Raw genomic sequence first — 13,769 nt, 5'->3', positions numbered from 1 at the left:
GTTACTGCGTAATCAGAGGTGTGTGTCGGAATTATGATTTGCCGGTGCTGCCGAATCCGCCTTCACCACGCTGTGTGGTGCTTAGTTCTTCGGTTTGCAGCCAGTTAATGCGTTCGTGGCGGGCAACAACAAGTTGTGCAATGCGTTCGCCGTTTTGTATGGTAAATGCCTGGCTGGAGAGGTTAACGAGAATTACGTTAATCTCGCCGCGGTAATCGGCATCAATGGTGCCGGGGCTGTTGAGTACGGTGATGCCGTGTTTTGCGGCAAGGCCGCTGCGCGGACGCACCTGGGCTTCGAAACCGGCGGGTAATTCAATGGAAAGCCCGGTGGGCACCATGGCGCGGCTCAGCGGTTCAAGCGTAACCGGCTCAGCAAGATTTGCACGCAGGTCAAGTCCGGCCGATTGTTCGGTGGCATACTCGGGCAGTGCGTGAGCAGAGCGGTTTATGATTTTTACGTTCAGCATATTGTGCGAAGGTAGCTGTTTTTAAGGTTGTGCAGGCTTGCGGGCAAACCACTGCCGGGGCTTTTCAAGCACCCACACTACGGCTATAAACGGCAGCAGCAGGGCATTTTTAAACAACAGCGTAATTAACTGCGAATCGTTTGCAATAAATGTGCCTGCGAGATAAAGCCCCAGCGCCAGACCAATATAGCCCAGTCCGCGCACTACGGCGTAGGGCACCGGATAGTGTTTCTGGCCGGCATAATACGAAAGCACCATCATAGTGGCATAGCACAGCAATGTGGCCCAGGCCGAACCCATGTAGCCGCCAAAATAGCCTTGCGAGGGAATCCAGATAAAATTGAGCGTTAGCGTAATGACCGCGCCTGCCATGGTAATCCACATGCCCGAGCGGGTGCGGCCGGTGAGTTTGTACCAGATACTGAGGTTGAAGTAGATGCCCAGAAATAAATTGGCCAGCAGCAAAATAGGTACTACCGCCAGCCCCGAGCGGAAGGGGGGGCCAATGAAATACTGTATCCACGAGAGATTGAGCGTGGTGCCAAGAAAAATAAGTGAGCAGGCAATAATGAAAATGCTCATCACTTTGGCGTAAAGCTCGCGGGCGTTGCCTTCGTTGCGCTGCGAAAAGAAAAACGGTTCGGCGGCATACTGAAACGCCTGCCTGAAAATGGCCATGAGGATTGAAATTTTGTAGCAGGCTCCGTAAATGCCCACGGCCGTTTCGCCCATGCCCAGCGGCAGCATGTATTTGAGCAGAATACGGTCGAGTGTTTCATTTACCATACCCGCAAGGCCCACCACCAGCAGCGGCATGGCATAGCGTATCATCCGCTTCCACAGCGCAATGTCGAAACCGGCATCAATGCGGCGCAGTTCGGGCATAAGCAGCAGGAGCACCACCACGTTGGCCGCCAGATTGGCCACAAAGGCATAACCGATACCAATTTCATCGTTGTACAACGAACCGAAAAAACTGTCGGGGTCTTTTGTCCACGCCCATTTGCAAAGCCCGATGAAAAAGAAATTGATGATGAGATTTATGCCGATGTTAAGCAGTTTGAGTTTGGCAAACCGCCCTGGCCGGCCTTCGAGACGAAGTTTTGCAAACGGAATAGCGGTGAGGGCATCCGTTACCACAATGCCCACAGCCATCCACACAAAGCCTGCATGGCCCGGATAGCGCATGAGTTCGGCCAGCGGATCGGCAAACACAAGCAGCGGCAGCGCCAGAAACATGGTGGATACCAGCACCGAGCGCATGGCCGTGGTATAAACGCCGTTACGGTTTGGTTCGGTGCTCGAAAAGTTAAACAGCGCCGTTTCCATGCCGTAGGTAAACACAATATTCAGGAAGGAGATGTAGGCGTAAAACTCATTATTGAGCCCGTAAACAGCAGGAACATCAAAAATATAGGTGTAGAACGGAACCAGCGCATAATTGAGCATCCGGCCGAGAATGGTACTCAGCCCGTAAATGGCAGTTTGCCCGGCAAGACGTTTGAGTGAACTCAAATCAACACACTATATCCTGCGAAATTCCGGTAATTCGGCCTGTTAATGGTACACATAATTCGTTTTTTTACAGGTTTTTGTGTTAATAACATCAAAAAATCACTTTTCCCCGTCACTTTTTTCCCCGCAGCATCTTATTCCGTTAACCAGATGGGGTGAAACCTTTACACATAATGATGAGTATGAGTACTCATTTCACCCCTCATTATTCACGCCGCAAAACCCTCCTGCAATGTCAAAAACAAATTGAAACCATTGAAAACAAGCGGGGGAAACCGGGTCAAAAACGAATTGGCCTGGATTTTGTAAAAAACTCCGGCATTTGCCGTATAACGGCAAACGCGAAATTCACCTATATTCGTAACCAACAAAACAACACCTTAAACCGCATGAAAGCTTTTAAATTAATTACCCTGGTTGCTGCACTCAGTTTTACCTTCATGGGCTGTCCCTACGAGTCCAAAGTTCCGGTTGACGATGTATCAAATGCAAAAGCCAACAAATCTCTCGAAGGTACTTACGAAGAGCGCTCTTCGGAAGACTATACCTACTCAATTAAAGTATATGAAGGTAATCAGTACCGTATCGTAAAGAAAAAGAAATCGGGCGAAGATGAACCCACCATATACATCGGGTTTGTATCGAAAGTAGGTTCAAGCGAGTACCTCAACGTACGTGAAGAAGGTTCATCTTCTGACACAAAATACTACGTGTACAAGCTCGACACCAAGTCTGAAGGCCGTATCAAACTCAAAGGTGTTACCGACAACATTACCGAAGAGTTTGCTACCTCTGCTGAATTCCGCGCGTTCATTCAGAAGTATGAGAACCTGAGCTTCTTCTTCGATAAAGACGAAGACAAAACTTTCTATAAGGAAGACTAATCGCTCACCGCGTTATTTTTTACAGCCGCAGATGCACTATCTGCGGCTGTTTGTTTTACACAGGTGCTGCATTTTTCACTAACTGTTTCCATGTGGCGGAGGCTTTTGCCAGTGCGGGGCCCCAGGCCATCTGACTGCCTCCTTTTAACAGCCAGGCCATAAAAAACTGGTTATTGCTTCCAAACTGCCAGTCGTGCTGTGTGCTGTAGCGTGTTGTAACTGTGTCATAAAGTTCGCGCATGAGTACTGCGCGTGTGGTGGCATCGGCGTTGAGCCAGTGTGCAAAAAAGGGGGCAATCAGTCCTTCCGAAAAGCCCGCACACCGCTGTCGGGCTATGAGCTGGGCGAGTTGGCGGGTAAGGTATTCAACCACATCGTCGTGCTGCTGGTCGCAGTGTATCATCAGTTGCAGGAGCAGACTTCTCAGCAGAAACCGGTATCGCTGGGGCGATGGTTTAAGATCGCTTGTGTTTTCGCGCAGCAACTCATGCGCCTGCTTGTAGCGGCCGGCAGTGTAGTAGGCTATGGCACCAAAAAAACCCATGCTTTGTGCATATACCATGCTGTAGCTATGATCAGTTTTGAGCAGCTGCCTGAAGCGCGGCAGTTCTTTAATCATCGTTTCCGTATCGCCGCCAATCAGGCTTATCCGCATGGTGAGTTCTGAGTGATTGAATTTGTAGCGCATCAGACTTACCTCGTCAATGGCATGTGCGTAGGTTTTACAAAGTTGATTCCACCGGTGCAGCTGCTCCTGAAACTGCAACTGTGAACCGGCCAGCCTTAGTACAATTACCGTATTGAAAACGATGGTGATGTAATAATTTATTTCAGACGCTGTCATGTGTTTGTCGGCATCAAACAGGGCCATGTGTTCAAGGGCCGCCTTCACATTTGCAGTAACGTCCTGAGCGGTGCGTGTAAAGTGCAGTCGGGCATGGAGAAGGTAATAACTTGCCGAAACACTTTTTGCAGCGCCCGTATGCTGAAGCAGTTCGTGCCGTGCGTAGTTTTTCATGGTGCGGCGCTGCGCGGCTGTGCGGGCATAATCTATTTCTGCCCCAATTGCGAGTATTTCGTTTGAAAACAACTGGCAGCGGTACATATTTTCAATAACCGGCAGCAGGCTGAGCTTTTCGGCCGAGGTTTGTTTCAGGCGGGCCACATGCATATACGAAAGCGTATTGGCTTCAAATACCTCAAGCGCATCAAGCTGCTGCACATACTGATTATTTTTTGCCGCCAGCTCACGCGCTTTGTTCAACACCCGGTTTGCATTACTGCTTAACCCCCGGCTGTATAATGCTTCGGCCTGATTAAGTAACTGGCGCACACCGGCCGGATTGGTGGGGCGTGTATATACCCGCCCCAGAAATTCATTCAGTTTTTCGCTGAGGTAGTTCTTCTGTACAGCAAGCCGGTTGGGCGTGAGATTTAATTTGCGCATTACTTCAGCTCCCGGCGTGGCCGGGCTTTTCTGCCGTGCATACCAACGAAACAATTCGATATACCCGCCGCTTCGTTTCCCCGACAACCCCTCGATCACAAACTGCCTTTTTTCGGCTTTGGTAAGCGCGTGTACCAATGGCCATAATTGATCAGAATTCATTTGAAAAACTAATTTTAGATAATCAAAAATACCGTAAATAATAATATTAACGGTGTTTCTAATAGTTTAGAAAACTAATTAGTTAAATAATCTGTATTGTGCCTTTGCGAAAGATTGAAGAAAATTGTTGCGGCAAAAATCACATAGTATATGAAATACGTTATTACACTGACTCTGTTCGGGTTATTGTCGGGTGCTGTAAATGCGCAATGCACAATTACACCCGTTATCACACCCGCATCCCCCATTCTTTGTCCCAACGCTACAGATACACTGCGTACCACGCAGCCTTATCAAACCTATCAGTGGTATAAAAACAATGTAGCTATTCCGGGAGCCACTTCGGCTACGCTGCCGGTTAATGCTGCAAATGATGTGGGCTATAATTTTTCTGTGTTTGTTACACAGGACACCTGCAGCGGCATGTCGGCACAAAATCTGGTTGACGGATGGGTGTTTACGCTTCCTACGGTAATGAGTTCGGGAAGTTTTAACTTCTGTCCCGGCGATACCGAATACCTTGTGCTGCTTCCACCTTACGAAGTAAATATCCAGTGGACAAATAACAACGTACCCATTCCGGGAGCAACGGATGATACACTTATCGTTACACAAACAGGTAACTACAGTGTTTCAGGAGCACCGCAAATCTGCCCGCAGTTTATACAGCCGCTTGGTGTAGTGCTTAATCTTATTTTTTCCGGCCCGCTAACGCCACTAATCACCTATAACAACGGCGTGCTTTCTACTGTAAATTTTTCGGGTTATACCTATCAGTGGAGTGATGCTTCCGGTCCGATCTCGGGTGCTACCACATTTTCCTATACCCCGGTGCAAAGCGGTGTTTATACGGTAACGGTTACTGATGGCAACGGATGCAGCGCTACCTCACAGCCATACAGCTGGGTGGTAGGTGTAGGTGAAACAATTGCACAACAAATCTGGCTTAAGCAAAGTATCAATCATGTATTTACTGCGGGCATCGTTGCCGAAGGCTATCAGCGCGAGCTGCTTGTTACGGATATTACCGGCCGGACACTTTTTATTCTTCCCGTTCCGGCAGGAAGCACACAGCTTACAATCGATCTCTCAAACGAGGGCGAAGGAATCTATATGTTCATCCTGCAGGGAATAAACGGCTCTGCTGGCGCACTTCGTGTGTTGCGCTGACAGAGGCCGGGACATATAGTTAACGGGCAATCCGGCAGGGGGTGATTGCCCGTTTTTTTATGCTTTCCGGTGTAGTTCAAGCTGCCGGCCAAACCCGGTGTTCCAAATCAGTAAGGCTTCATTGAAACTCACCTCATGCGTGTTTTTTATGAGCCACGCCATAATAAAACGATTATTGATACCAAACTGCCAGTCGTGCTGGGCTACAAATACAGCAGTTGTTTTTTCCAGCGTTTTTTTAAAAAGTGTTTGTCGTTTCAGTTCAGGGGTTGAATACCAGCGCGAAAAGAATTCAGGGAATAAATTCTCGGGAAACTGACTACAATTTTCCCGATGAATGAACCGCTGAAGCTGCTTTGACAGTTCTTCCACTATTTCCCCATGCTTCAGGTCGCAGTGAATAATAAGCTGAAGCAGCAAGGCCCGGAGAATAAAACGATACTGTCCGTTTCCGGTCGAACCGTCCTTTAATTCATCAAGGAGCAAACGGAGCGCGGATTTGTTTTCACCGGCAAGATATTTTCCCAGTGCAATAAAAAAGCGCATGTTTTTTTCGAACACAGGATAATACGGTAAGTCCTTTTTTATTTGTGCGGTTTTGCGTGATAAAGCAGGCAGTATTTTTTCGCATGTTCCTTCTTTAAGGGTAAGCCTGATTTGTAGTTCAATATCAAATAAACGGTATTGCGCAAAGTGGTGTTCGCTGAAGACATGCTTGCACTGAGCGGGAATATTATGCCATTTTTCAATAGTTGATTTTATTTCCTGTTCCCTGCCCAGCTGTATTACATTATTCAGGTTGCTGTATGCCATACCGAGGAAGTGATCGGTATGGGCTTGTAAAGCGGCCGGTTTGTTTTCGAAATATGAAAAGTGATCACGACTCAGCTTCAGCAAACCGTTTACATCCATTGTCATTGTGAAATAATGCAGCCTGCCGTGCATGAGATGCAGAAAGGCAGCATTACTTAACGGCAGGTGATCGCTGAACATCATCGGATCATTGCCCAGCGTTGCCAGTTTCTGACGTTCTTCGGGCAGGCGGGCATAGTTCAGGCCGGCACCCAGGCCAACAATGCGCTGCGAGAACTCCTGGCAGTCGTATTCATTATGAATAATATTGAGGAGTTCTTTTTTTCGTGGATAGCGTTTACTGAGTTCGGCCATTTCGCTTGGCTTGCGCACATAATTATCTTCAAGGGCATAAATGGCCAGCAGCAGAGGGAATAATTCATTGCTTTCGGCAATCTGCGCAGCCTTGCGGGCAATTTTCTGGGCATGGTTGTTTAGTCCGCGCTTGAACAGCACCTCGGCCTGAGCCAGCAGATTCTGTACATGAATGGCTGTTGATTTGTCCGCCGCATTGCTAACCAGCAAATCAAATATTTTTGAAGAAAGATAGTTTTTATGAACGGCCAGATTGCCTTGGGTGATTTTGAACTGTTTTATGGTTTTCTCGTCAGGCGCATGGGGTGTTTGCTGCTTGGCATACCACATATAGAGTTTCATATACGTGGCTGATTTACTGCTGCTGTTTTCGAGCACAAACTGTCTTTTTTCGCTTTGTGTAAGCGAATGAATAAGTACACTCAGCGAATCTTTTTTCATCGTATTGCCCTGAACTAAAGTTAATGCGGAATTTTGTGACAGGCGGTGTGCAGTTTGTAAAAAGTACGGTTGCAAAGCAGCAATGCCTTGCCAAAATCAGGCTCTTCGAATTTTGTGTACATCCATGCCAGACAGAATCTGTAGTTTATGGCAAACTGCCAGTCGCATTGCTCGGCATAGCGTTTTTCTATTTGCGCTACAGTTGATGAAAACAATATCCGTCGCTGCGAAATGCTTAGTCCGGGCCATTTTTTGAAGAACGACACCATTATTCCGTCGCAGAAATGCTGGGCGTGATGTTTCTTTACGAATCGGTCAAGCTGTTTGGCAAGCTCCTCCACTACATCATCATGTTCTTCATCACAATGTATAATCAGTCTGAGCATCATGCTTCGCATTACAAGACGATAACGCCGGTTAATGATTGATTCATCCTGAAGTTCATCAAGCAGCATGCGCAACGCATCTTTTCGCTTACCTGAAAAATAATACGCCAGCGCCTCATAAAAACGAATGTTATTGATAAACGCCTGCTGATACTGATGCTCGGTGGCTTTAAGTTTTTGAACCAGCGGAAGTTCTTTAATCAGCATTTCTGGATTTCCCTGCAACAGCTGCCACCTGAAAGTAAGTTCTGAGCTGAAAAAACGATGCTGCTGCTGAAAAAAATCGCTCATTTCGCGTTTGTAATCTTTCGGCAAACGGTGCCACCGGGCCACCACGTCCTTCACCTGATGCGGGTGGCCAAGCTGAATGAGGTTTACCACCATGTTGTAACACATGCCTACAAAATATGACATATCGCGCCCGGCGTAAGCCGGGTTTTTATCAAAAAAACGAAAATGTTCGAGCGCAAGGTTTACCATGCGCGGACTGTCCTGCACAAGATTGTAGAAATGTGTTTGGGCATGTGTAAGATGATAACGGGCACGCAAACTGGGGATTTCCTGGTTACTATGCATGAGCGGATTAGCGGCCACCTGCTTCAGTCGTTTTTTCTCAGCAGGCGTGCGCGCAAAATCCATCTCCACGCCCAACGATATTACATCTGCCGACAGCCGGTGGCAGGCAATTTCGACTTCCATGGTACGCATCACCTCCTGCTTTTTCTTGTCAAATTCAGCAACCTCAAGAAAGTCGGCAGGTGTTACCACGTAGCTCTCAATCAGCTCATACAAGGCAAGCTGGTATATATGTAATTCGTTGAATGCTGCCAGTTGAAAAGCGCGCCGGATAATTTTTTTTGCATGATCGCGCAAGCCTCGCTGATAAAGCGCTTCCGCTTGCGACAACATTAGCCTGATCTGTTGGGTATCTGAATTGTCGTTTACGGTCCGGGCCAGAAAATCAGTGAGCTTTCCGTTCAGGTAGTTTTTCTGAACGGCAAGCGTGGCCGGTGTGAGTTTAAGTTTTTTCAGTACAGCCGTATTCGGAGAGCCGGGTTCGTCCTGCCGGGTGTACCAGTGATACAAGGCCATAAATCCCGTAGCGGATTTCTGGTCTTTGTTTTCAAGAACAAACTGGCGCTTTTCACTTTGTGTAAGTGCGTGAACCAAATGCCAGAGCGGGTCGTTTTTCATTATGTTACAGACTAATCATTCCTTCGTAAAATATTCAGAAATAGGGGTTTTCAGAGCGTGTATGTTGTGTCAGAGACCTAATGTTTTTGCCGAGATGCATTGTAAGAATCAAATTCACTTACAATTTTAGCACAAGTAAATAATCAGTACACAATGAAACAGCTTTTTTTCTTTTTGGGAATCATTGTTTTTGTCGCGCGCCTACAGGCGCAATGTCAGATTACACCGGTAATTGTTCAGACAGGCATGATTCTCTGTCCAAATACAAGTGATTCGCTCACACTGACCCAAAGTTACGATTCTTATCAGTGGTATCAGAACGGCACGCCTATGCCAGGCGAAACCAGTGCTGTTCTTTACGTGCATTATTCCACTAATGCAGGGTTTCAGTATAGTGTGTTTGTAACAGATGATACATGCAGCGGATTTTCGCAGCCGGTACTTGTTGACGGCTGGATATTTCAATATCCACTTGTTTCAACGTCAAGACCTGATTCTATTTGCAACGGCGAGTTGAATATTGTTTCGCTTGACCTGCCGTGGATCGCGTTGCAATGGAAGCTGAATGGTGTGCCCATTCCCAATTCCAATAATAATACAATTATTGCATCGCAAACAGGCTTTTACGAAGTAGATGCTTATCCGGGCTATTGTACAACGTCAGTTCAAACACCGGCAATGAGTATTACACTCACTTTTGTAGGGCCTCCGGTTCCGGTAATATCTTATGTAAACGGGCAATTGCAGATTACACCACCTCCGGGCACATACGTGCAATGGAACATCGGAGCAGTACCTATTGCGGGAGCCACAGGCAATACGTTTATTCCTTCAGGAAACGGGCAATACACGGTAACCGTAACAGACAGCAATGGCTGTTCCTCCACATCGCAGCCCTATAGCTGGATTACAGGAATAAACGAAGTCTCTTCGGATTCGGAAATTAAGCTTGTTTCGGCAATTGACGGAGCGTTTGTGTTTTCTTTCTCTCCGCAAGGGGTATCGAGGGTGCTCCGGTTTTATGATGTAACCGGGAGACTTGTAGGTACAGAAATATTACCATCAGGAGCTGTACGGGCAAGTGTAGGCTTGCAGCATTTTCCGCCAGGCTTGTATTTGTTTGTAATTGAAGATTCAAACGGAACACATAGTGCTGTTCGTGCTGTTCGTTAAGAACAACATCTGCCAAACCAATGCAGTGTGCAGGCTTGGGAAAAAGATCAATCAGGTTTTTGCAATAATCAGGGGTAATGCAAAAACATTGTCCTTCCTTCTTCCCAGGTGTGTTTCAGTGCCTGACTCCAGTTGAGTCCGGCACTGTTTTTTTTGAGCCAGGCCATTAACAGGTGCTGATTGGTAAAAAATTGCCAGTCGCCGTTTTTTTGAATATGAGTGAGCAACGTATTATAAAGGTCTGTGATCAGTTTTACTTTATTTCTGCCCGACGCGGTTGTGCATGCGTCAAAGAACCCGGGCAGGAATCCCTCTGTATAATTCGTGCTGTTGTTTTTTTTCAAAAAGCGAGCGAGTTGTGAAGCAAGTCGCTCTGTTACTTCCATATTGCCGAGGTCGGTATGAATAACCAGTTGAAGTAGCATGCTTCTTAGCACAATCCGGTAGCGTCTGTCGGTTACATCATCATCGCTCAGGTCATCGAGCAGGTGCTTGAGTGCTTCTTTTAACTTACCGCAACAAAACAGAGTCATTGCTTCAAAATAGCGGATACTTTCTGTAAACGTTTTCGTATGCTGATGATCTGTTTGTTTAAGTGCTTGTATTTCAGGCAGAACACCAAGCATTTTTTCTACTTCTCCCTCCTGTGCCATTATTCTCAGTTTGTGTTCGGCATCATAAAACCGGATCCGCTGCATGAGAAATGAAGTAAGATAGGGATGAAGTTTTTGAGGAAGTTCAGTCCAATGCTTTTTAAGCATATCCCTGTCTTTATCAGCAACAAAAGCGATAAGATTTACAATCAGATTATAACTCATCGCAATATAAAACATGGGGTCTTGTGCCAATAGCTTTTCGTTGCCCCCCCAAAACGATACAAGTTCACTGTACAGCTTTCTTATTTCGGTTTTGTTTTGCATCATGTTGTAAAAGTGCAATCGTGCATGTATCAGATAACTTGCCGCCTGTGCTCCTCTTACCTTTTTACGTCCATTCATTAAGTCGCCTGCAAATTCTGCCTCATACCTGGACCTTTCTTTCTTTGTACGGGCGTAATCCAATTTTCTGCTAAGCGTAATTATTTTTTTCGACAATTCGTGGCATGCAATTTCTTCTTCGATAAGAGCAATAAGTCTCCGCTTTTTCCCGGCATAATCTATTGTTTCGTTAAACTCTTTATAATTTGCTATGGAAACTTCCTGTAATTCATAAAGAGCCAGCTCATGGCTATACATGCCATTTTCGGAAGTGATCTGTTGTATTTTGCTTTCCAGTCGCGATGCATGTTCGCGCAATCCTCGTTGAAAAAGCACTTCAGCCTGCGACAATAAGTTTCTTACGCGTAGAGTGTGTGAGTTCAGGGCAGAGTTCTTCATCATCAGCTCAATCAGTTTCGTGCTGAGGTAGTTTTTTTGAACGGCAAGAGCACCTGAAGTTAGCCTGAGTGATTTCAGTGCAGCCGCATCGGGTGACACCGGTTCTGTTTGTTTGCAATACCAATGATAGAGGGCTACATATCCGCCCTTTTGTTTTTTGTGTACAAGTGAAAATTGTCTTTTTTCACTTGTACTAAGCGCCTGAACAAGGTGCCAAAGCGGGTCGTTTTTCATGCTTGGAGACTAATATTAATTTCCTCCAAATGTCAATAAAATCAAGCAATCCAACCAAAAACTAACGTTTAGCTGCCTTATTTTTTTCTAATTCTGAATTGTAAAATGCGCCTTACTGTTCCATTTTTGTTCACGCAAACAAACAGCGACACTTTCTGATCCATCAGCGCTGAAAACAGAGAATAATTTATTCGGTAAACGAATCCGAAAACAGATACTATGTGCTCTGTGTGCAAGGGGGAAAACGACCGGTTTTATGTTTTCTGGTATGACTAGAAACCGGTTGCTAACGGACACATAGCGAAACGGACTTTCTCAAGGTGAGAAAGTCCGTTTCATTTTTACGGCAAATATGATTTATTTACCTGTGAAAACCGCTTTGCGTTTTTCCAGGAAAGCACCGGCACCTTCGCGGAAATCGGCGGTATCGCAGCAGCGGCCGAAAGCTTCCTGCTCGTAGCGGAAACCGTCGATGCCGCTGGTGTAGTATGCGTTTACGCAGTTTACAATTTCGGCAATGGCCAGCGGGGCTTTGGTAAAAATCTTCTGCAAAATTTCGTTTGCTTTCGCCAGCAGCTGGTCGGCAGCTACCACATGGTTGGCAAGGCCGAGGCGGTAGGCTTCGTTGGCGTCAATCATATCGGCTGTCATGAGCAGTTCCATCGCTTTCCCTTTTCCGATAAGCTGTACCAGTCGTTGCGTGCCTGCGTAGCCGGGTATAAGGCCGAGATTTACTTCGGGTTGTCCAAACTTCGCATTTTCAGCCGCTACGCGCATGTGGCAGGCCATGGCAAGTTCGCAACCGCCGCCAAGCGCAAAGCCGTTTACAGCGGCAATTACCGGTTTCGGACAAAGTTCAATTTCCTTGAAAATAGCATGACCGGCCGCAGCAAAAATTGCACCCGAAGGCGCATCAAGGCCGGTAAATTCTGAGATGTCGGCACCGGCCACAAATGCTTTCGGGCCGGCTCCGGTAATGATGATGCCTTTTACGGCCGCATCGGCTTTGGCAATATTAATCGCACTTTGCAATTCGCCAAGCGTGGCCTGGTTAAGGGCGTTCAGCTTATCCGGACGGTTAATGGTGATGGTGAACACACCATCGGCAACTGAGGTAAGAATGTTCTGAAATTCCATGCAAACAGAGATGAGTCGGCGCGAAGTTAGCATTTTGCCCGGCCCGGCCTCCGTTTTTACGACCAGTTTGTATCAGTGGCCGATTAAACGGCGCAATTAACGTCCGTAATCGTCGTAATTTGCTTCGGCATATTTCTCATAACGGTAAATAAGCGAAATGTTCTTTACCTCGGCATCCGTAAGCTGGTGGCGGATATCAATGCCCATCGGGATGTACCACTCCAGCGCATCAAACACATTGCGCATGGCTTTATCGCGGAATGAATACCCGTGCCGGGCATAAATTTCGTTGCGCATTACCCGCAGTTCATCCGATCCCAGATTCTCTACATCTTCATACGTAAGCTCGCGTGCCGATGCCTGCGGATAAGTGCCTGCCTCTGCGCTGTACACAAATTTCTTTTTGGTAAGCGAATACTCGCGGTTGGCCACCACGCCCGTTTTAAAAGGTTTCCACGTGCCACTCAGCAAAGGCTGGCTGCCGCCAAGTGTAATTGCAAATTCAAAATGCCCGTCGTATTTATTGTCGCCCGGCTCATCCATGCTCAGCAGAAAACGGTTTTCGCCATCGGCTTTTACCGTGCCGCGTATGGGGCGGAAATTGCCCGCACATACCGTAAAGCCTTTTGCTTCTGTGGCCGTGCGTTCGGTGATGGAAATGTTTATTTTGTTTTCACCAAACATACCCACCCAGCAGCCCAGCAGCGGATCAGCGCCTGCCGTCATTGCCTGAAGTGCTTTTTCGATGAGTTCCTGCTCCGTGGCTTTTGTGCCGCCTATTTTTCGGATATCGCCCCGCAATGCTTCGGGAACGGTAAGGTTTTCCGACTTTTGTTCGGTCGCATCAGTTTGTTTGGGTGCGTTGCCGCACGAAAATGAAAGCAGGGTAATGATAAGCAGGCTGAGTAAACGCATGGTGCTTTTGTTTGGTATAGCGAATATAAATAATGCGCACTGAATCAACCGTGATTCTTCTTGCGGGTGTTGGGGTGAATTGAATAAGTGTGGTTTTGA

Annotated in this window: 11 protein-coding genes; 3 read left to right on the top strand and 8 right to left on the bottom strand. The window is 46.9% G+C overall.

The features are described from left to right. Positions 1–31: 31 nt before the first annotated feature. The gene (dut, locus tag IM638_05060) at positions 32–466 is read right to left on the bottom strand and encodes a dUTP diphosphatase (protein ID MCA6362384.1); all 435 of its coding nucleotides are present in this window, start codon (positions 464–466) and stop codon (positions 32–34) included. Positions 467–490: 24 nt separating this feature from the next. Next, the gene (locus tag IM638_05055) at positions 491–1,984 is read right to left on the bottom strand and encodes an oligosaccharide flippase family protein (GenBank protein MCA6362383.1); all 1,494 of its coding nucleotides are present in this window, start codon (positions 1,982–1,984) and stop codon (positions 491–493) included. Positions 1,985–2,373: 389 nt separating this feature from the next. Between IM638_05055 and IM638_05050 the strand changes: the two genes are divergently transcribed. After that, entirely contained in the window at positions 2,374–2,868 is a 495-nt protein-coding gene (locus IM638_05050; GenBank protein MCA6362382.1) for a hypothetical protein, read from the top strand. Between the two features lie 55 nt (positions 2,869–2,923). Here the strand turns inward: IM638_05050 and IM638_05045 are convergent, their stop codons facing one another. Then, positions 2,924–4,477 (bottom strand): hypothetical protein, encoded by a 1,554-nt coding sequence (locus tag IM638_05045; GenBank protein ID MCA6362381.1) that lies wholly within the window; start codon positions 4,475–4,477, stop codon positions 2,924–2,926. A 150-nt stretch (positions 4,478–4,627) separates the two neighbouring features. Here IM638_05045 and IM638_05040 point away from each other — a divergent pair, with 150 nt between their 5' ends. Then, on the top strand, positions 4,628–5,647 hold the full coding sequence (locus IM638_05040) for a PKD domain-containing protein (protein MCA6362380.1): 1,020 nt from the start codon (positions 4,628–4,630) through the stop codon (positions 5,645–5,647). A gap of 57 nt (positions 5,648–5,704) precedes the next feature. On the opposite strand, the gene IM638_05035 is transcribed toward IM638_05040, so the two are convergent. Together IM638_05035 and IM638_05030 are read right to left on the bottom strand one after the other, a co-directional pair. After that, positions 5,705–7,255: a hypothetical protein gene (locus tag IM638_05035; GenBank protein MCA6362379.1), complete on the bottom strand. Its 1,551-nt coding sequence runs from the start codon at positions 7,253–7,255 to the stop codon at positions 5,705–5,707. A 20-nt stretch (positions 7,256–7,275) separates the two neighbouring features. After that, positions 7,276–8,835 (bottom strand): hypothetical protein, encoded by a 1,560-nt coding sequence (locus IM638_05030; GenBank protein MCA6362378.1) that lies wholly within the window; start codon positions 8,833–8,835, stop codon positions 7,276–7,278. A gap of 153 nt (positions 8,836–8,988) precedes the next feature. Here IM638_05030 and IM638_05025 point away from each other — a divergent pair, with 153 nt between their 5' ends. Then, positions 8,989–10,008 carry a hypothetical protein gene (locus IM638_05025; protein ID MCA6362377.1) on the top strand — a complete coding sequence of 340 codons (1,020 nt, stop codon included), beginning with the start codon at positions 8,989–8,991 and terminating at the stop codon, positions 10,006–10,008. A gap of 68 nt (positions 10,009–10,076) precedes the next feature. On the opposite strand, the gene IM638_05020 is transcribed toward IM638_05025, so the two are convergent. The 3 genes from IM638_05020 to IM638_05010 form a co-directional block, all read right to left on the bottom strand. Then, positions 10,077–11,618, bottom strand: a complete 1,542-nt coding sequence (locus IM638_05020) for a hypothetical protein (protein MCA6362376.1) — start codon at positions 11,616–11,618, stop codon at positions 10,077–10,079. Between the two features lie 357 nt (positions 11,619–11,975). Then, positions 11,976–12,755 carry an enoyl-CoA hydratase/isomerase family protein gene (locus IM638_05015; protein MCA6362375.1) on the bottom strand — a complete coding sequence of 260 codons (780 nt, stop codon included), beginning with the start codon at positions 12,753–12,755 and terminating at the stop codon, positions 11,976–11,978. 96 nt (positions 12,756–12,851) lie between these two features. Then, positions 12,852–13,670 (bottom strand): YARHG domain-containing protein, encoded by an 819-nt coding sequence (locus IM638_05010; GenBank protein ID MCA6362374.1) that lies wholly within the window; start codon positions 13,668–13,670, stop codon positions 12,852–12,854. Between the last annotated feature and the right edge of the window lie 99 nt (positions 13,671–13,769).

This window comes from Bacteroidota bacterium (genome assembly GCA_020402865.1).
Classification (GTDB): domain Bacteria; phylum Bacteroidota; class Bacteroidia; order Palsa-965; family Palsa-965.
The sequence above is the reverse complement of the archived record's forward strand: the minus strand, read 5'-3'. Positions and strand labels throughout refer to the sequence as shown.